22 protein-coding genes are annotated in these 17,037 nt (G+C 63.1%); 17 read left to right on the plus strand and 5 right to left on the minus strand.

From position 1 onward, the window contains the following. The first annotated feature begins 3 nt into the window (after positions 1-3). A complete protein-coding gene (locus tag I8920_RS03865) occupies positions 4-213 on the plus strand; it encodes a hypothetical protein (RefSeq protein WP_198657863.1) in 210 nt (69 codons plus the stop codon). 59 nt (positions 214-272) lie between these two features. Continuing rightward, entirely contained in the window at positions 273-1,346 is a 1,074-nt protein-coding gene (gene ychF / locus I8920_RS03870) for a redox-regulated ATPase YchF (RefSeq protein ID WP_198657864.1), read from the plus strand. Positions 1,347-1,373: 27 nt separating this feature from the next. On the opposite strand, the gene I8920_RS03875 is transcribed toward ychF, so the two are convergent. Continuing rightward, positions 1,374-2,492, minus strand: coding sequence for a tyrosine-type recombinase/integrase (locus I8920_RS03875; protein WP_232832813.1), 1,119 nt, complete (start codon positions 2,490-2,492; stop codon positions 1,374-1,376). Continuing rightward, positions 2,485-3,123: a hypothetical protein gene (locus tag I8920_RS03880; protein ID WP_198657865.1), complete on the minus strand. Its 639-nt coding sequence runs from the start codon at positions 3,121-3,123 to the stop codon at positions 2,485-2,487. The genes I8920_RS03875 and I8920_RS03880 overlap by 8 nt, the downstream gene beginning before the upstream one ends. A 107-nt stretch (positions 3,124-3,230) precedes the next feature. Here I8920_RS03880 and I8920_RS03885 point away from each other — a divergent pair, with 107 nt between their 5' ends. The 5 genes from I8920_RS03885 to I8920_RS03905 all read left to right on the plus strand — a co-directional run bounded on the left by I8920_RS03885 (position 3,231) and on the right by I8920_RS03905 (position 6,535). Then, positions 3,231-3,425: a helix-turn-helix domain-containing protein gene (locus I8920_RS03885; protein ID WP_198657866.1), complete on the plus strand. Its 195-nt coding sequence runs from the start codon at positions 3,231-3,233 to the stop codon at positions 3,423-3,425. Positions 3,426-4,110: 685 nt separating this feature from the next. Then, the gene (locus I8920_RS03890) at positions 4,111-4,335 is read left to right on the plus strand and encodes a hypothetical protein (protein WP_198657867.1); all 225 of its coding nucleotides are present in this window, start codon (positions 4,111-4,113) and stop codon (positions 4,333-4,335) included. Between the two features lie 283 nt (positions 4,336-4,618). Continuing rightward, positions 4,619-4,918 carry a hypothetical protein gene (locus I8920_RS03895; RefSeq protein WP_198657868.1) on the plus strand — a complete coding sequence of 100 codons (300 nt, stop codon included), beginning with the start codon at positions 4,619-4,621 and terminating at the stop codon, positions 4,916-4,918. Next, positions 4,918-5,973: an AAA family ATPase gene (locus I8920_RS03900; RefSeq protein ID WP_198657869.1), complete on the plus strand. Its 1,056-nt coding sequence runs from the start codon at positions 4,918-4,920 to the stop codon at positions 5,971-5,973. Before I8920_RS03895 ends, I8920_RS03900 begins: the two co-directional genes overlap by 1 nt. Positions 5,974-6,127: 154 nt before the next feature. Continuing rightward, positions 6,128-6,535 (plus strand): hypothetical protein, encoded by a 408-nt coding sequence (locus I8920_RS03905; protein ID WP_198657870.1) that lies wholly within the window; start codon positions 6,128-6,130, stop codon positions 6,533-6,535. Here I8920_RS03905 and I8920_RS03910 read toward each other — a convergent pair. Further along, a complete protein-coding gene (locus I8920_RS03910) occupies positions 6,532-6,885 on the minus strand; it encodes a hypothetical protein (RefSeq protein WP_198657871.1) in 354 nt (117 codons plus the stop codon). The two genes, I8920_RS03905 and I8920_RS03910, sit on opposite strands and share 4 nt — an antisense overlap. A 77-nt stretch (positions 6,886-6,962) precedes the next feature. Between I8920_RS03910 and I8920_RS16345 the strand changes: the two genes are divergently transcribed. From I8920_RS16345 to I8920_RS16350, 10 genes are all read left to right on the plus strand, one after another. Continuing rightward, a complete protein-coding gene (locus I8920_RS16345; RefSeq protein WP_198657872.1) occupies positions 6,963-7,382 on the plus strand; it encodes an excisionase family DNA-binding protein in 420 nt (139 codons plus the stop codon). Continuing rightward, complete coding sequence (locus I8920_RS03920) at positions 7,379-7,912, plus strand: hypothetical protein (RefSeq protein WP_198657873.1); 534 nt, start codon at positions 7,379-7,381, stop codon at positions 7,910-7,912. Before I8920_RS16345 ends, I8920_RS03920 begins: the two co-directional genes overlap by 4 nt. Before the next feature lie 334 nt (positions 7,913-8,246). Then, positions 8,247-8,729, plus strand: coding sequence for a hypothetical protein (locus I8920_RS03925; RefSeq protein ID WP_198657874.1), 483 nt, complete (start codon positions 8,247-8,249; stop codon positions 8,727-8,729). Positions 8,730-9,111: 382 nt separating this feature from the next. Next, entirely contained in the window at positions 9,112-11,883 is a 2,772-nt protein-coding gene (locus I8920_RS03930) for a phage tail tape measure protein (RefSeq protein ID WP_269802237.1), read from the plus strand. A gap of 67 nt (positions 11,884-11,950) precedes the next feature. Beyond that, the gene (locus I8920_RS03935) at positions 11,951-13,276 is read left to right on the plus strand and encodes an SGNH/GDSL hydrolase family protein (protein ID WP_198657876.1); all 1,326 of its coding nucleotides are present in this window, start codon (positions 11,951-11,953) and stop codon (positions 13,274-13,276) included. A 102-nt stretch (positions 13,277-13,378) separates the two neighbouring features. Next, on the plus strand, positions 13,379-13,552 hold the full coding sequence (locus tag I8920_RS03940; protein ID WP_198657877.1) for a hypothetical protein: 174 nt from the start codon (positions 13,379-13,381) through the stop codon (positions 13,550-13,552). A 182-nt stretch (positions 13,553-13,734) separates the two neighbouring features. After that, entirely contained in the window at positions 13,735-14,241 is a 507-nt protein-coding gene (locus tag I8920_RS03945) for a hypothetical protein (RefSeq protein WP_198657878.1), read from the plus strand. Between the two features lie 7 nt (positions 14,242-14,248). Continuing rightward, on the plus strand, positions 14,249-14,731 hold the full coding sequence (locus I8920_RS03950; RefSeq protein WP_198657879.1) for a hypothetical protein: 483 nt from the start codon (positions 14,249-14,251) through the stop codon (positions 14,729-14,731). A gap of 86 nt (positions 14,732-14,817) precedes the next feature. Further along, a complete protein-coding gene (locus I8920_RS03955; protein WP_198657880.1) occupies positions 14,818-15,228 on the plus strand; it encodes a hypothetical protein in 411 nt (136 codons plus the stop codon). 356 nt (positions 15,229-15,584) lie between these two features. Beyond that, positions 15,585-16,022: a DUF6941 family protein gene (locus I8920_RS16350; protein ID WP_442873574.1), complete on the plus strand. Its 438-nt coding sequence runs from the start codon at positions 15,585-15,587 to the stop codon at positions 16,020-16,022. 242 nt (positions 16,023-16,264) lie between these two features. On the opposite strand, the gene I8920_RS03960 is transcribed toward I8920_RS16350, so the two are convergent. Both I8920_RS03960 and I8920_RS03965 read right to left on the minus strand, forming a co-directional pair. Continuing rightward, positions 16,265-16,528, minus strand: coding sequence for a hypothetical protein (locus I8920_RS03960; RefSeq protein ID WP_198657881.1), 264 nt, complete (start codon positions 16,526-16,528; stop codon positions 16,265-16,267). A gap of 135 nt (positions 16,529-16,663) precedes the next feature. Beyond that, positions 16,664-16,990, minus strand: a complete 327-nt coding sequence (locus I8920_RS03965; protein ID WP_198657882.1) for a hypothetical protein — start codon at positions 16,988-16,990, stop codon at positions 16,664-16,666. Positions 16,991-17,037: the final 47 nt, after the last annotated feature.

Consider the following 17,037-nt stretch of genomic DNA (forward strand, 5'->3'; position numbering starts at 1 on the left):
CACATGGGGGAACCGCAGGACATGGACGAGCTGCTGGCACAGGCCGAGCCCGTCGACGCGCCGCCGCACACCGCCCGACGGGCGGTCGGGCTGGCGACCGCGCTCCTCGCGTCCGGCGCAGCCGTCGCGATCGCGCTGACCGGGTCGGCCCACGGCCTCCTGGTCGCGGTCCTGTGGTTGGCCACGCTGGGCGGGTCGCGTCCGCTGTTCTGACCGACGGACTGAAGGCACGGGTCGGCTCCGGCGTGCGGCCGCCGGTAGGCTGTGCTCCCGTGGCTCTCACCATCGGAATCGTCGGTCTCCCGAACGTCGGCAAGTCGACCCTGTTCAACGCCCTGACCAAGAACCAGGTCCTCGCCGCGAACTACCCGTTCGCGACGATCGAGCCGAACGTCGGGGTGGTGAACCTGCCCGACTCGCGGCTCGACAAGCTCGCAGAGCTCTTCCACTCCGAGAAGACCGTGCCGGCGCCGGTGTCGTTCGTCGACATCGCGGGCATCGTCAAGGGCGCGAGTGAGGGCGAGGGGCTCGGCAACAAGTTCCTCGCGAACATCCGCGAGGCCGACGCCATCGCGCAGGTCGTCCGCGGCTTCACCGATGACGACGTCGTGCACGTGGCGAACAAGGTCTCGCCGAAGGACGACCTCGAGGTCATCAACACCGAGCTGATCCTCGCCGACATGGAGACCATCGACAAGGCGCTCCCGCGGTACGAAAAGATGCTCAAGCTGAAGCAGGCCGAGCCGATCGTGCTCGAGACCGCTCGCGAGGCCCGTGCCGCACTCGAGCAGGGCACGCTGCTGTCGGCCACCTCGATCGACCTGTCGCCGATCGCCGAGCTCGGGCTCCTGTCCGCTAAGCCCTTTATCTTCGTCTTCAACGTCGACGAGGCGATCCTGACCGACGACGCCCGCAAGGCGGAGCTCGCCGCGCTCGTCGCCCCGGCGAAGGCCGTGTTCCTCGACGCCCAGGTCGAGTCGGAGCTCATCGACCTCGACCCGGCCGACGCCGCCGAGCTGCTCGAGTCGACCGGCCAGACCGAGTCGGGACTCGACCAGCTCGCGCGCATCGGGTTCGACACCCTCGGGCTGCAGACCTACCTGACGGCCGGTCCGAAGGAAGCCCGCGCGTGGACGATCGGCAAGGGGTGGAAGGCTCCCCAGGCTGCCGGCGTCATCCACACCGACTTCGAGAAGGGCTTCATCAAGGCCGAGGTCATCTCGTTCGAGGACCTGGTGGAGACCGGATCGATCGCCGAGGCGCGTGCTGCCGGCAAGGCCCGGATCGAGGGCAAGGACTACGTCATGCAGGACGGCGACGTGGTGGAGTTCCGCTTCAACAACTGACAAGCCCGGAACTACGCGGATCGGGCCTCAGCGCGCGGTGACGTGCCGCACTGGTGCCGCATCTGCTTCCGAAACCTGCCTCATCAGGCTCGAAGTCGCTGCACGCGTGCGGTCCTCGGCGTTCGGCCAGAGGTGCGCGTACGTGCCGAGCGTGACGGTCGCTGAGTGGTGCCCGAGGGCGCGTTGAACGGTCACGACGTCACACCCCTCGGCGATGAGACCGGAGGCGAAGAAGTGCCGGCAGTCGTGCAACTTGAACGGCTCGACACCGGACGCGGCGATCGTCTTTGTCCACCAGTAATGCACGGTGTTTCCATGCGGCGGGTTGCCACCTGAACCTACGAAGAGCCACTGCTCGGCTCCGCGGACGCCGATGTCGGAGACGTGGCCGGAGATGGCTTCCGTGAGTTCGGAGGGGACGTAGATGTCGCGCTCGGAGCCGTACTTGGGAGGGGAGACCCGTACGTCCTGTCCCGTCGCTCGCTGAACCTGGCGTCGGATCTGGAGACGCCGCTCGAGGAACGCCACGTCGCCCAGTTGCAGGCCTGATGCTTCTCCGAGGCGGAGTCCTGCAAAGGCGCACAACCGGACGTACGTCTTGAACCAGTCGTCCGCGGCATCGATTACCGCCCCCATCTCTGCGGGCGTCGGGATCCGCATCGCCTGAGCTGCGCGGCGACGGCGCGGAAGGACCACTCCATCGGACGGATCCGCGACAAGGAACTTGTCGCGGACAGCAGCCCGCAGCACGCTGCGAACGTTATTGACTCGCGTGTGAACGGTCGAAGCGGCGAGGTCCGCCGACATGCTCTTGACCCACTGCTCAACGTGCGAACGACGCAGCCTGTCGAGTCGGACAGACCGGAAGCTGCACTTGTTCACGGCGAGTGTCATCGCAGTGACGGTGGTCGGCTCCCAGACCTGCCGCGGTGCCCACTGGTCGAAGAACTGCTGCAGCGTGGCGACACTCACGTTCGGATCTACCCAGCCGCCTGACTTCCACGCCACCCGCTGATCGTCAAGCCAGCGTTGTGCGTCTCCCTTGAGGCGGAAGACCTTCGTCTTCTCGCGGCGACGGTCCTCATCGTCCCGCCACTCGAATCGTGCGCGGTAGCTCCCGTCAGCCCGTTTGTAGACGTCACTCATCGGTACTCATTCCGTCGAAGCGCGACATGACGGCGTGCCATGCCTTGAGCTGTCCGGTCTGATCTCGGCCCGTCGTCTTCGGTTCCAGCAGGCCCGCTGAGCGAGCTCGGGCAATCCAGTTGTCTGCGGTTCGCGGCGTCAAGCGCACGTCGCGCTGGACTGCTTTAGCTGGGGGTTCGGCAGCGAGTTGGGCGAACACGTAGCTGAAAGCGACGTGAGCGATGGCGAACTCGTCGGGGCCGCCGTTCGACAGGTAGGCAGCGAACTCCGCGCCGAAGATCGACTCGCCACGATCGAAGTCGAAGAGCGAAGACAGCGGCTCCTGCTCATCCTCAGCAGCCAGTACCAGGAAGATCCCGGCCCGCGCCGCGCCCTTCACGTAGTCCGTGACTCGAACCGTCCGGAGCATCGTGCCGTTGACGTCTTCCGCACGAATCCCGACGAACGTCGGGCGGTACTTCACGGACGCCATGTCGAACGTGATCTCGAGTTCCGGTTCGTACGCAACGTCCACTTCACCCTCAACGCGGGCAGTCAAGCGAGGCACGACTCGGAAACCGGGGAACGGTTCGAGCGTCGCGTCAGCGACGGCCGGACTGTGGTCGTCGACACTCGTGAAGAGGAAGGGCATGCTCTGATCTTGCCCTACTTGCGCAGGTTTGACAAACCTCCGCATGCTGCGCATACTGATGGTGCCGCTTTGACAGGGTGGCGCAACTTCGATCGAAGGAGATGTTGATGAGCACTCTGCTCACAGTCGCCGAAGCAGCCCCACTGCTTCGCAAAACGGAAGGAGCGGCGCGCATGTGGCTGCGATCGCGCCACTGCCCCATCCGGGTCGTGAAGATTGGCCGACGCATTTACGTCAAACACGAGGATGTTGTGGCCCTGATCGACGGCAGCCTCCCGCAGGAGTTCAGGCAGGCCGGATGAGCCAGTCACACGCAGATGCCTCGCCGGTCTCAGGACGCGGGGTTCTCCCCCACAGGGATCCGACATTCGATGCGGTTGTTCGAGCGATCGCGGAGGGTGACCAGCCGGTCGATTGGAAGCTCACCGGGCCACTGATGGTCCGCCAGCAGACTCTCGATCCGCGACAGCGCAACAGCGGGGAGCGAAGGTGGCTCAACCGAGCTTCCGTCTCTGACCGCCCGCTGCAGCTCAACCTCGAGCCCGACGTTGCAGCCGAAGTGCTGCGATACCTCGACCGCATCGCAGAACGTCGTCCGTCACGGTCCGGCAAGACCACGACGTACGGCATGAGAAAGGGCCCGGCGGCAACCGGGCCCCAGTCCAACCAGTAACCATCACGAAACCCGAAGGACAAGACAGTGTCTCAGTACTCCCACATGTTCGCACGTCCCTCTGACATCATCGCCGCAGCCCGAAAGATCTTCCACGCGAAGCACGGTCGACGGTTGGGGCGCGGCCTCGCTGCCAACGTGCGCCGAGAAGCACGAGCCGCCGGCTACTCATTCCGAGCTCTTCGAGCGGCTACCGGCCTCAGTGTCTTCAGCCTCGCTCGACTCTGGTTCGCCGGTCGAGGCTCCGCGGTCGATCTCGTCTCCGTGCAGAACGCCCTCGGCGCTTCGTACGCGTCGATCTGGGGTGTCCGTTGATGGACGACGTAATCAAGCTCGTCGAAGTCGAGACGACCATCGCTGGGCGCGCGGAAGTGATCATCGACGCTCAGCCAAGCCAGTTCAGTGACGGCTACTCGATCATCCTGACGCCCTCCGAAGCGCTGCGTTTGGCTCACGCCATAGTCGCCCGCGTCTCCGACGTGAGGACGCAGCAACTCGCCGTCCCCATGTTGGTCCCCACCCTGCAGGTGGCTGCCTGATGCGGGCGGGCAAGACGACGGTCAACGGGTTCGCGGTGCTGGCCATCAACGGCGTCGTAGGACTCCGCGCGGAACGTCCCCTGACGGAACTCGCGGGGGACCAGGCTCGACGACTCGCCATCTGCTTGCTCGAAGCTGCGCAGGACGCTGAACGTCCGGAGCCGCCTGAGTGGCCGTGAGCCAGTCGGGCACCAGAAAGCCCCCGGATCCTCGACAGAACGAGGGCGAGGGGGCTTTCTCGTACCCGGACACCATCGAGCTCTCGCCGGCAGCAGAGCGGTACATGCACCAGCTGGCGATCGACCTCACAGCTGGCGTCGTCGAGCTCAGGCAGCTGCCGCCCTCGCTTCGGCAGTTCTACGTTTTCGCGTTCGAGCAGGGGAGCGCTTCGCGGCAACCCGAAGTCGACCAGGCCAACGACGACGCAGACCGGCTGTACGCCGAAGTGTGCCGACGCCAGCCATCGCGTGACCACGAGACCACAAACGCCTTCCTCGAGGCGCAGAAGCATCGCGGCGCTGAAGCCGCAGCCAGACGAGCGGCTCAGATCCGCGCCCAGATCTACTCCGGACAGGAGACCTAATGACCCGACCCCCAACTACCTTCGATGCCCGCTGGCTGATGGCGCAGGACTTTCCACCCACCCAGTACGTCGTTCCCGGCATCATCCCCGAAGGCATGACCCTGCTCGTCGCAGCGCCGAAGATCGGCAAGAGCTGGCTAGTGCTCGGACTGGCGCTATCACTGCACGTCGGCGAGAAGGCTCTTGGCGGTGTACCTACGGGCGCGCCCCGCCCCGTCTTGTACCTCGCACTCGAAGACGGTCCGCGCCGCCTGCAGCAGCGCATCCGCACGCTCGACCCTGAGGTGGTCACTCCGCGGCTTGAGTTCGTCACCGCGCTCGACGGCGGCCAGGTGATCCCTGCGATAAGAGAGTTCATTTCTCGGAACGTTGACCAGAATCCCGTTGTCATCCTTGACACTCTTGGCAAGGTGCTGCCGAGTACCGCAGCAACGAAGTCGCAGTACGCCGCGGACTATGAGTTCCTTGGAGCGCTCAAGGCCACCACAGACGCAGAACCGGGGTCGTCCCTCATCATCGTCCACCACACCCGGAAGAGCGGCGGAGAGGACTTTCTGGACGCAGTGAGCGGCACCCAGGGCATTGCCGGAGCTGCCGACACTGTGCTCGTGCTGCGCCGTGAACGGCAGGAGCAGACCGCGACGCTGCATGTCACCTCTCGCGACGCGAAGGAGGGCGAGTATGCACTGCTGGTCTCCGACTCGGGAGCTTGGGCACTCAACGGCGGAGGGCTGGAAGCTGCTCGCGCTGCTGCTGACGCGATCAAGGTGTCCGCGGGGGTGGGGGATCGGATGGCCGACATCATCGCCGTCATTTACCAGTCGGACGCTCCCGTGTCCCGTCAGGAGATCCAGCACCTGCTGCCGACGATCCCGGTGACTCAACTCGACGTCTATCTCAAGCGCGCAGTGGACGCGAAGCGCATCTTGAAGCCGTCAAGAGGTCTGTATGGCCCTGTTAGTTCCGTTAGATCTGTTAGTTCCGGGGAGGGTTCTAACACTTCTAACGCTTCTGACACCCCTTACGACGGCGACGTGTTCGAGGGTGTGGCATGAACCCGCTGACCGTCGTCTGCCCCGACTGCTCCGCCGCTGCCGTCATCGACATCTCCGGCCCCGGCATCACCCATGCCGTCCTTGAGCACGACCCCACGTGCCCGCGCCTAAACCACCCAGCCTTCGGGCTGCACCATGACCGTTAGGACGAACCGTGACCAACGACAGCAAGAGCTGGGTCGACACCTACCTCAGCGAGCTCGAAGCGGCGGGCAACCGGGCGCTCGCCGGCCAGCTCTACGAAGATGAGGCCGGCAACCCCAGCAGCGTCGCCGGCATGGGCTCGATCGGCCTCGCAGCGTTTACCCTCGCTACCGAGCTCGCCGCGACGTCGGACAACCCGCCTGAGCTCAGCGCCATCGTCTCGAAGCACAAGTGGCACGTAGACCACACGCTCGGCCCGGATGCGTGGCCGGACGTCCTCTTCGGAGTCACCCTGCACCTCACCGTGCTGTACCTAGAGCCCGCCTACAAGATCACGGACGCGAGCGCGTTCGACATGCGGTCGGCCGCTCGTGCGTGGTGGTCGTCCCTTAGCACGCCGGACACTGCGAGCTCCTAGTCGAGTCGACCACGCAGTGCAGCTCGAAGCAGCGCAGCCCGGCCGGGCTGCGCTGCTTTAGCCCGCTCATCTTCCTCATCTTGCGTCTCCTGCGTGGCAACGATTGCGATGAGCTCGAAGAAGACACCAGCGACCACAATCGGAAAGGCGATCCACGTAAACAGTGCCGCGACGTCCTGCGCTGTCGTGTCCGACTCGTCGGTCATGAAGGCGAAAAAGCACGTGATGAGTCCTATCAGGCCAGCAGCCATCACCAACACAACGATTCCGCGATACCAGCGCCGCCGACGGAGCTTCACGTGCACCCGACTGTTCTCGAGGATTGCCGCAAGCAACAGCACTGGGAACACCTGAAGCATCGTTGCTGCCTGATCTTGATTCACGATGCACACCTATCGACCGCTGCAGCACCATCGTAAGGAAGCCCATGCCAAACGACTTGCGCATCCGCCGGGCGTCCGAATTAGTACTCGGAACCTCCGGCCCAGAAGTTCTCGTCAGTGCCCGAGCGGCAGCGATCCTGCTTCGGTACGCACAACTCGACCGCTATCACCTCTACCACCGAGGCGAAGACGCGGAAACAGACGAAACACTTGTCGCGCTGAAAACCGCGGCCCTGATTTGGCGAGAGATCGCCACCGGAACTAGGAGTGCGGCAAGACCGGAACTCGCTCCACAATTGGAATGGCTCAGTACGAAACAAGCAGCTGACGCCCTCGCGATGACCGACCGTGCAATACGCAAAGCAATCCGCGAGAACCGCCTACAAGCGAACACCGTCGGTCGCGCGTACCGAATCAACCGAGAACAGCTAGCCCACTTCAAAGCACGAAAGGGAACATCATGAGCCTTGACGCACTCGATGCCCAGCTCGACGATCTGCGCGAGCAGGCATCACGCCTGCAGAAGTACACGCAGCAGGAGAAGAAGGACATTGCCGCGAACGTCACCCTGTCCGAGGAAGGGAAGCGGCACCAGACGGAAGAGGTGGTGGCCGGCGCTCGTACCCGTGCGAACGCCCTCCGCGACAAGGAGGTTCAGCTGGTGAAGAACCATCTCCGAAGCCTCGAGACGCAACTCGACGCGAAGATCGGCTACGGCGCAACCGACATGATCGCCTTCCGCGATGCGCAGGAGCGAGCCGACCGGCTAGACGACGCCGACGATGCTGCACGGCTCATGGGACTCGCGATCCGAAGCAACGACCGAACCCTCGCTCACGCGCTCTTCCGCAAGTCCATCGACAAGGGGTGGAACGGCGTGACCCAGCAGTTCACCGCCGAGCACCCCGAAGCTGCGACCACCGCGAAGGAGATCCAGATCCTCGAGCAGCACCTCAACCAGTCCTTCAGCCGCACGATGGCCTACATGGTCTGAGGGGTAGCGCCCACCGTCAGCACGCTCCGCTTGAAGCGGCGGGGATCGCTGACGGTGGGGCGGTTCCCCTGCAGAGCGATGTCTGGCCCTCCGGGGCTAGGCGGCTTTCACACACAGAAGATCAGCCACATCTTGAAGCGTCTGAGGGTGGGGGACGCCCCCCATTTCGCTCCATGGAAGCCCTCCGGGGCTAGGTGACTTCTGTCCGTGACGGTTTTTCCACAGCCCGCAACTACCAGATGCTCGCCGAAGGTTGCCATCAGCGGCCGGCCTGCAGGGACGTGCCGATACGCAAGAGGCAGCGCCTGACCTTGGGTAGCCATAGGATGCAGATATGGACTTGGGGAACATTCTCACAACCATCTTGACCGGTGCCGCCGCGCTCTTCGTCCCATGGATATCGCAGCGCATTATGCCTGCTTCTCGATGGAACAAGCAGATCGAACGCGATCTGAACCTTTTGAAGTTGATGGAAGCCGGTAAGCTCTCGACGCTCGAGTTTCAGTCGAACGTGGACGCTCAGGTCCGCCGGCTTGCGGCGTACAAGAAAGGCGACGTCGGAGGTGATTTTTGGTTGCGGCGCATCGTCGTGGCCTTCTGCCTGCTGTACATCGCGGCGACGGGGGCGGTAATTGCGTGGTCCGCAACCCTTACGAAAGACCCACTGTCCGCCCTAGGCTCCGTTCCGATAATTCTGTGGGTGTTCATCCTTGTTGACATAGCCTTGTTGCTATTCATAACTTCCGGCGATGTGGGTGCAAAGCTGAACCATGCAAAGGTGGTTGCGCCCAAGAAGAACCCATGGTGGCGTTGCTAATCGATGCCTTCGCCGCTGTTGAATCACTCTGCAATCAAAGCCCTCTAGGTCATCTACCGATCTAGGGGGCTTTTGCGCACTAGAAGCACTCCTTTTCCTGCTATTCAACGGTAGACTTGATCCGTAAGTAAGCCCGCCGGAAACCACCCGGGCGTGAACGAGATGAGAAGTCTCGGCGCGCTCGGCTCTCCGGCGGGTTTCTTTTGTGCGCCTTGATTCTCCGGTTGGAGATGAAGGAATGCCCGAAAGGAACACGAGCGTAACGCTGACCGCGCAGGTCGCTGGTTACGTGCAGGGGTTCGCATAAGCGGAAGCTGCGAACCGCAAGGTCTCGAAGTCTGCTGAGGACGCTAAGCAGCGGTTTGAGCAGCAGAACCAGGCGATGGAGCAGGTTGGCCGGGGCCTGACTGCTTTCAGCGCCGTCGCTATCGCTGCGGTGGGTATCGCGGTGGCGAAGTACACCGAGTTCGACAAGCAGATGTCGGCGGTGCAGGCGGCGACGCATGAAACCGCCGAGAACATGAACCTGCTGCGTGATGCGGCTATTGATGCGGGTGGCGCGACGGCGTTCTCTGCGACTGAGGCTGGTCAGGCGATCGAGGAACTGGCGAAAGCCGGTGTCGCAACGACTGACGTGCTGGGTGGTGGGCTGAAGGGTTCGCTGGATCTCGCTGCGGCTGGCGCGCTCGGTGTTGGTGAGGCTGCTGAGACTGCGGCTACGGCGATGACGCAGTTTGGTCTGGCTGGCAACGAGGTGCCGCATGTGGCTGACCTGCTCGCTGCTGGTGCTGGCAAGGCGCAGGGTTCCGTGCATGACCTCGGTGAGGCGCTGAACCAGGCTGGTCTTGTCGCGAATCAGACGGGCCTGTCGATCGAGGAAACGACTGGTGGGCTGGCGGCGTTCGCGTCTGCTGGTCTGACTGGATCCGATGCGGGTACGTCGTTCAAGTCGATGCTGCAGGCGTTGACGCCGAACTCGAAGCAGGCCGCTGATCTGATGGATCAGCTTGGCATCAGCGCGTACGACTCGCAGGGCAACTTCATCGGTCTCGCGCAGTACGCGGGTGTGCTGCAGGACGCCCTGAAGGGCATGTCTGCTGAGCAGCAGAACGCCGCCCTGAAGACGATCTTCGGTGCGGATGCAGTGCGTGCTGCGTCGGTCCTATTTGAGCAGGGCCAGTCGGGCGTGCAGGGGTGGATCGATAAGGTCAACGACTCCGGGTATGCCGCTGAGACTGCCGCGATCATGCAGGACAACTTGGCTGGCGACCTCGAGAAGCTGGGTGGCGCGTTCGACACGGCTGCGATCAAGGCTGGTGCGGCTGCTGACGGCACGCTGCGTCCGCTTGTGCAGCTGGTGACGAGCATGGTGGATGCGTTCTCCGACGCGCCTCCGATCGTGCAGTCCACGGCGCTGACGTTGACGGCGATTGCGGGCGCTGCGGCGCTTGCTGCTGGCGGGTTCCTGTTGGTGATCCCGAAGGTCGCGGAGTTCAAGCTGGCGTTGGACACGCTGCAGAGCTCGTCGATCCCAGGTGTTGCAAGGGGCGTCGAGTCGATGCGTGGCGCGGTGACCCGTTCTGGTGCGGCGCTGAAGTCGGTTGCGACGTTCCTTGCCGGCCCGTGGGGTATCGCGCTCGCTGCGGCGACGGTTGGCGTCGACCTGCTGAGCAAGTACATCGAATCGCTGGAGGCCAGCTCAGACGAGCTCACCAACAGCCTCGTCACGGCCAAGGACGCTTCCGATGTCTTCGAGACGGCTGCTCAGGGCAAGGGCTTCAAGTACTGGACAGCTGACGTCGCAGGTCAGCTGAAGGATCTGCCGGCTGTGCTCGATGACATCGACAAGCGCAACTCGAACGTCATGGCCCGGTTCAACTCCGACTACTTCGGAGCGACCGACGCGATCAAGGATGTGGGCGAGCAGCTGGGCGAGCTGGCGGCGACAGACCTTCCTACGGCGCAGCGTGCGTTCTCACTGCTCGCTGCGGAGACGGACGGGTCAAAGGGTCAGCTCGAGACCCTGCTCGACGCAATGCCCGCGTACAAGAAGGCTCTGACCGAGCAGGCTACTGCTCTGGGCGAGTCGGACAGCATGCACAACCTGCTCAAGCTGGCACAGGAAGACTCCGCAACGGTTGCGAAGGAGACTGGCGACGCGTACCTGGAAGAGCAGGACAAGGTTGAGCAGCTGACGGATCAGCTCAACGAACTGCTTGAGTCGTTCAACCAGACCAATGGCGCGAACCAGGATGCGGTTTCGTCGAACGCCGACTATCAGGCTGGTCTTGCCAGTATCTCCGAAGAGATCGAGCGGCAGAAAGAAGCGTACGAAGAGTCGCATAAGACTCTTGACGGCTTCAAGCTGTCATTGGATCAGAGCACGGAATCTGGTTCAGCGAACGCAGCAATGCTTTCCGATGTGGCTGGTAAAGCTCAGGAGGCGGCTAAGGCGCAGTTCCAGGTGGATTCGTCCACGATGTCGTCAAAGGATGCTGCCGATAAGTACATTGCAACGTTGCGCGAGCAGCGTGCGAAGTTCATCGATTCGGCTACTGCTGCGGGCTTCAACAAAAACGAAGTGAAGAAGCTCGCCGATCAGGTGTTTGCTTTGCCGTCGTCGAAGGACATCAAGATCCTGGCGGAAACGTCGGACGCGCAGAACAAGATCAACAACCTGATCACGTTGAACAATGGGCGCGTGGTTCGCATCTCGGTGCAGGCGACGAATGATAGTCCGGCGGCGTCGTGGACTGGTGGTTTGACGAAGGCTGATGGTGGCCTTGTCAACTACTACGCGGACGGCGGCATGCGGGAGAACCACCTGGCGGAAATCGCACCCGCCGGCGCGTGGCGAGTGTGGGCTGAACCGGAAACTGGCGGCGAGGCGTATATCCCGCTGGCCCCGTCGAAGCGTGCACGTTCACTGGCGGTGTGGGAAGAGACGGGGAAGCGGCTGCAGGCGTTCGCGTCGGGTGGGTTCAACATTCCGACTGTGCAGCCCGCGGCACCGTGCTTCTCGATGCCGGCGCAGATGGCGGGCTACGACGGCCCGCAGTCGGTGGCGTTCTCGTTCCCGTCTTCGGGCAATCAGCAGAAGGACATGGATCAGGCGATGTTCATCTACCGCACGAAGATTCGAGGGGGACGCTGATGCCGGCCCGAACACCAACCCAGACAATCCGCCTGCACCACTGACACAACACTGAATGGAGCATCACATGTCTACAAACCCGCAGCCGTGGGAGCCAAACTCGGGCACCAGGGATATGCCTGAGGTGGGACCGCATATTCGTCTTTCGTCTTGGGTTGATTCACGCATAGCTACCGCTGATGCGCCGCCGCCGGCCTCGGATATCCCCGCAATCTCGTGGTCGAGTTCCGATGTTACGGCGCTCACCTCGCCGGTAGCGTTCAAGCCTGCCGTTTGTGGTATCGGTACCCGAACGACCAGCTGGGACGGTCTCTCGGACACGGTATTTCGGTATGAGCCCGGCGTATTCGAGACCGATGCTGGCGGTGGCCGTGACTACGCGCTCTACGGCGCATTCAAGCCCGGAGGCGAGGCGCAGTTTGCCCGCTGGCCGCTCGGCATATCCTTCCTCACGGGAACTTCAAACTCCGTCGTAGAGGTAGCCTTCTACTCGAAAGAGACCAATAATGCCGTCCGGGTGGAGATCAACGGACGATTCATCTCAGACGCGATGAACTACACCACCCAGCCCAGCAATTCCGGCAAGCTGACCCTCACCTTCCCCACTGCCGCTGCTCGATCCATTCGCATCTGGGCATTCGGTACCCTCGGCGTCGCGTTGGTTCGAGTTCCGACCGGGCAATCCCTAACTCAACCACCCGCCCCGAAGCGATGCATCGCTCTCTTGGGAGATTCCTACCTCAACGGGTCCGGGTCGACTATGCCATACGCCTCGACGGTAGATCAGACCACGTTCGGAGTGCGGCTTGCCCGGTATATGGGAGCGGACGCCATCATGCTTGCCGGCGTTGGAGGGACGGGTATTGAAGCCGGCGCAACGAGCATTCCGACGTCCAACTACGCAGCTCGCGCCGCCATCATCAACGCTCGAGCACCACAGGTGTTGATCATCAATGCTTCGATAAACGACGGCGCTTCGGCCGGCACCCTGCAGGCGAGTACGACTTCCCTGCTGCAGCAATTCCCGAACATCCGAGAGGTCTACATCGTCGGCGGGTTCCGAAGCGAGTACCGCGACAACTACCGTGCTGTTCGCGCTGCCGTGGAGGGTGCTTGGAAGAACTACCTCGACCTCGGAGAGCCACTGTTCGGCAGTGGGCGACTGGGGAGTCCGAACGGATCCGGGACGAACGACTACTGGCTCCTCGAGGACGGTGCGCACCCCAGCGCAGACGCACATGTCGCGATGGCTCGAGGAGCGTTCCGGGCGTACGCACGAATGATACTTGGCTCAAGGGCACTCTTCAACGCCCGGCCTTGTCGCCATGCCGCCGACTGCTTCATGGCATCCGCACAGTCCGGCCCCGACACCACTGCGCGCGCTTCTAGGTAGCCGACCGGCTACGACCTCCAGTCAGGGGCGTCGTGTCGCAGCCGCTTAGCCGCTCCCAAACTGGGAGGGGCGGAGCGGTGGTCGGACCCGCAGACTTCCCGCATGGGAATCGTCCTCTTCATCCTCGGCATCTTCATCACGTACTGGGTAGTGCAAGCGGCAGTGCTGAGTGCCCTCAACGACCACTACAAGACCCGCGTCCACTTCGAGCTCACCGGCGAGTGGAAGCCGGGGCATTGGAAGAACACCACCGTGCCGAAGCGCGCCGGCGGCTAGCCGTGCTCGAGGTTGCGCACGGGGCCTTACTGATTCGGCAGCGTCCGCGCTGAGCAAAACGCTCGGCCCGCGTACGAGCAGAGGGACAGAACTGCAGTCTTGTCTCTCTCGGCGATCGCGCGGCTTCACTGGTGCCCGTACGCTGTCGCTAATCAGATCAGGATCAAGTGGGGGGAAGGGCCATGGCAGACCGAGATGACGCGGCGATAGTCGACGACCGGTTAGCGGAAAGCAGCTCAAACTGGGAGCGCTCGTGGATACGCCTTGACGCGATCGAAGCCGGCGGATCCGCGACCCGGTGGCAGCAGCTCATGAGTGCGCTCGTCTGGGCACTCGGCGGGGAAGACCTTGAGTACGTGCACTCGCGGGTGGAGGTGCTTGGCAATAGCGGCCGCATCGACATAAACCTCTTCACCCGCACGACCCTGGTGCGTGTGAGTATCAGCCACGAACGCCCAGAGCCGATCCCCGAGGTGATTGCGCTCGATTCGCTAGAAGCCATCCGGGTCCTGCGAGCTCCCTCTGTGTTCAGCAGCCCCCAGGGGCACGTGTCCAAGCGCGCCCGGCTCGAGTTGGTCTTTGCCCACGACAACACAGTTGTCATCGACAACGAGCAGACCTACACCACAGGCGCTGACCACCTGCCGGAGTACTACCCGGCCCTCCTTGCCCATCTCGCGAAGAGTTGAGACACCTATGCAACTAGACGAGCTCCACACGCTGATCACCGAGAACCCCGCCGAAGCTTGGACCGTCATCAAGGGCGGTCCAGCGTTCCGATCCGACGCCGCCGAAGCGGAGCACCCAGTCCGCGCCGTCCTGAAGTTCGACCTCGAGGTTGCGCTCGAATGGGGACTTCGCGCCGACAACGGCAACCGCGCGACGTTCGACGAGTACGACTGGGCTGAAATCGCCTTCTTCAAGGACCCGACGGTTGCCGAGGTGTGGGTGGACGTTCGCCTTCACGGCGAACTCGTCGAGCGAGTAAAGCTGCTCCTTGTCGATGGTGGTCGAGCGTACTTGCCGTTCCCGGAGAAGCTTGGCGGAACCTGGATCACACGCAAGTGGGAACGCTCGCTTGCAAGCCTCGTCTCGGGCCTAGATGGACGGTGGGGCGCGCATGGCAGCTGGGGCAGTCACTACCTTGGCCAGATGCGCGCTGACCACGACACCTACTGAGCCACACCAAGCCTGAGCTCTGGGTTGAGGACGGTCGCCGGCCGGCACGTACCTGAGGGAACGTCTGTACCGGCTACAGTCATCGGGTGGCGACTGCGCAGGACGGTTCGGAGGTGGTGCTCCGCTTCTCACCGTTCCTCCCTGATCGTCTGTTGGAGAACGCCGAGGACACCTTCGCGGACGAGACGGAGCGCAAGCTGCCCTCACCGCGCTACGGCGTCTCCGTCCTGGCCATGGCCCCAGAAGAAGGGGAAGACCTTCTGGACACGGTGCGTAGGATCATCGCAACGACGTCGCTCGGTGGCAAGAAGGTCGCCGTCATGACCGGGAATGAGCTACGCGCGCGTGGGTTTGAGCTGGTGGCGGATGCCACCGACATCGAACCTCAACATCACCTCGTCGGAGGCAGCCCGTTCACGGAACCTCCAGAGGTAGACGAGCTAGCATCACTGATGCAGGATCGGATCACGAATCCTGCTTGGAAGGACGCGAAATGAACCGGGTACGAGTCGAAGTCGACCTGAACTCTGTACGCGAAGACGGGACGACTCGTGTGCGCCTTACACGCGCTGATGGGAAGCTCCACCAGGGGCAGCTTGTTACAGCCTACGAGAGTGAGGACGGCATCGCAGGCGTCGCGTACGTCGATCGGGTCGATCCTGAGACTGGATACGCTTTCCTCTTGATCAACCGAGCTTCGCTCCGCGACGACCACCCCTCATTCGGGGCTGTAGACCTTGCTCGCAACACCAACAGGGCTGTCGCCTCGGTGGCCAACCAGCACGCCGCTAGTGCCTCGACCGGCGCGAAGGTCAGTCGAGCAGCGTTGCGACGAACCCACTAGCCTGTAGGCGTGATTCATCTAGGAGCCGCACTTCTCTGCGATGCAGTAACGGTTCGAGAGAACCTGCTCCATTTGCTAGGCGGTGGAGTAACTCGTCTGCCTCGCCCAGGATTCCCGGCTCCGTTGGCGGCCGAAGTCGCTCTTCTCCTCTATGTCGACGGAGACCCTGGTATCGAGGTGACGCACAAAGTGACCGGCGAGTGCCGTCTACGCGGTACTGGAGAAGCTCCGATCTTCGCTTTCGAGTACACGCTGAGGACGGTGCTTGGCCCGGAGGAAGGCGCGCAGTCGGTCTCCGCTGTGCTCCCTTTGGCCAACGTAGGCATCCCTGCTGCTGGGGCTTACGAGATCACCATTTCTGTCGATGAAAAGCCTGTTGGTCGGATCCCTTTCACCGCAATCCTTGACGAGACGCTTCGTGCGTCTTGGGATGACTCAGCGAACTAAGCGGATAGCATCGCGCCACACCCACGCGTACTCTGCAGCCTGGGAGAACCCCCACTCGATGAAGGCTGCGCGCTCGGTGTACGAGATGACGCGCGCCTCCACCTCGAGACAGCGGTCGGGGAACGTGACCCAAGCCAGCACAGGATCAGGTTCCGGGAGGTCGTAGACGGGGCCTCCGTACGCCGCCTCGGGGAGGCTCAGCGCTGGACCGAGTGACCATCTATCTCGGCGTCTGCGTGCCATCACCGTGTTCGCGGGTCGCGTGACACGAGCACCTGTTGCAGCCGGCCCTGCCAAGCGGTCTGCACCAGTACGGCGCTATCAGACTCAGCAGCCGCGAAGCACTTCAGGTGCAGCACGCCGGCCCCCACAAACTCGATGTCAGCCCAAACGGGCGCGGCCGGATCAAGCGTTCGGAGCGTGCCGGCTGCCTCTGCGGTCAGCATCATGGGCTGGTGCAAGGTGACGTCGGGATGCTCCGGGGGAGCCCACTTGTGCTCGGGCATGTCCTAGATGATGTGGGGCACCGGCGACAATCGAAACCAGAACAGCCCCCACCAGGACGGAGCGGGCTGTGGATGTGTCCGCTAGTGCGCGTGCTGGAGCGAGACACGAAGGTTGCGGCGAAGGTTCGCGCGCAATCAGCTCCTTGCTTCCCGTGGTAGAGGCCCGCGGGAGTGCCAGCGACCCTTCTCGTATTGATATGTCTCATCGTCCTCTAAGACGACAACTGGCATGCCCTGGTGAAGGAGTACAAGCGCCACGGGCGAGGCGTGTCGGTGCTCAAGCGCGGCGCTCTCACGGACGGCAAACGCGAAACGTTCGAAATCGACAGGCATGCGTGCTTCTGACGCAGCGTCGTCGAGCTCGTTCAGCCACAGCGTCCATAGACGCGCTCTGGCTGCTATCTCCTGAGGCTCTCCTGCAAGGGATGAAGCGGCTATCAGCGCGGCCTGCCGGTTGTTCATGTCGCCAAGCTATACCGAGTTCCGGCGCAACACCGTTCCGTGCCTCC

Source organism: Curtobacterium sp. YC1 (assembly GCF_016267665.1).
Classification (GTDB): Bacteria; Actinomycetota; Actinomycetes; order Actinomycetales; family Microbacteriaceae; genus Curtobacterium.

Excerpts from the sequence above, each read along its gene's own strand:
- I8920_RS03865 (WP_198657863.1), top strand. The coding sequence starts at position 4 with ATGGGGGAACCGCAGGACATGGACGAGCTGCTGGCACAGGCCGAGCCC.
- I8920_RS03945 (WP_198657878.1), top strand. The coding sequence starts at position 13,735 with ATGGCAGACCGAGATGACGCGGCGATAGTCGACGACCGGTTAGCGGAA.
- I8920_RS16345 (WP_198657872.1), top strand. The coding sequence starts at position 6,963 with ATGCCAAACGACTTGCGCATCCGCCGGGCGTCCGAATTAGTACTCGGA.
- I8920_RS03920 (WP_198657873.1), top strand. The coding sequence starts at position 7,379 with ATGAGCCTTGACGCACTCGATGCCCAGCTCGACGATCTGCGCGAGCAG.
- I8920_RS03960 (WP_198657881.1), bottom strand. The coding sequence starts at position 16,528 with ATGCCCGAGCACAAGTGGGCTCCCCCGGAGCATCCCGACGTCACCTTG.
- I8920_RS03885 (WP_198657866.1), top strand. The coding sequence starts at position 3,231 with ATGAGCACTCTGCTCACAGTCGCCGAAGCAGCCCCACTGCTTCGCAAA.
- I8920_RS03930 (WP_269802237.1), top strand. The coding sequence starts at position 9,112 with ATGGAGCAGGTTGGCCGGGGCCTGACTGCTTTCAGCGCCGTCGCTATC.
- I8920_RS03925 (WP_198657874.1), top strand. The coding sequence starts at position 8,247 with ATGGACTTGGGGAACATTCTCACAACCATCTTGACCGGTGCCGCCGCG.
- I8920_RS03875 (WP_232832813.1), bottom strand. The coding sequence starts at position 2,492 with ATGAGTGACGTCTACAAACGGGCTGACGGGAGCTACCGCGCACGATTC.
- I8920_RS03895 (WP_198657868.1), top strand. The coding sequence starts at position 4,619 with ATGCACCAGCTGGCGATCGACCTCACAGCTGGCGTCGTCGAGCTCAGG.
- I8920_RS03900 (WP_198657869.1), top strand. The coding sequence starts at position 4,918 with ATGACCCGACCCCCAACTACCTTCGATGCCCGCTGGCTGATGGCGCAG.
- I8920_RS03940 (WP_198657877.1), top strand. The coding sequence starts at position 13,379 with ATGGGAATCGTCCTCTTCATCCTCGGCATCTTCATCACGTACTGGGTA.
- I8920_RS03965 (WP_198657882.1), bottom strand. The coding sequence starts at position 16,990 with ATGAACAACCGGCAGGCCGCGCTGATAGCCGCTTCATCCCTTGCAGGA.
- I8920_RS03880 (WP_198657865.1), bottom strand. The coding sequence starts at position 3,123 with ATGCCCTTCCTCTTCACGAGTGTCGACGACCACAGTCCGGCCGTCGCT.
- I8920_RS03890 (WP_198657867.1), top strand. The coding sequence starts at position 4,111 with ATGGACGACGTAATCAAGCTCGTCGAAGTCGAGACGACCATCGCTGGG.
- I8920_RS03935 (WP_198657876.1), top strand. The coding sequence starts at position 11,951 with ATGTCTACAAACCCGCAGCCGTGGGAGCCAAACTCGGGCACCAGGGAT.
- I8920_RS03950 (WP_198657879.1), top strand. The coding sequence starts at position 14,249 with ATGCAACTAGACGAGCTCCACACGCTGATCACCGAGAACCCCGCCGAA.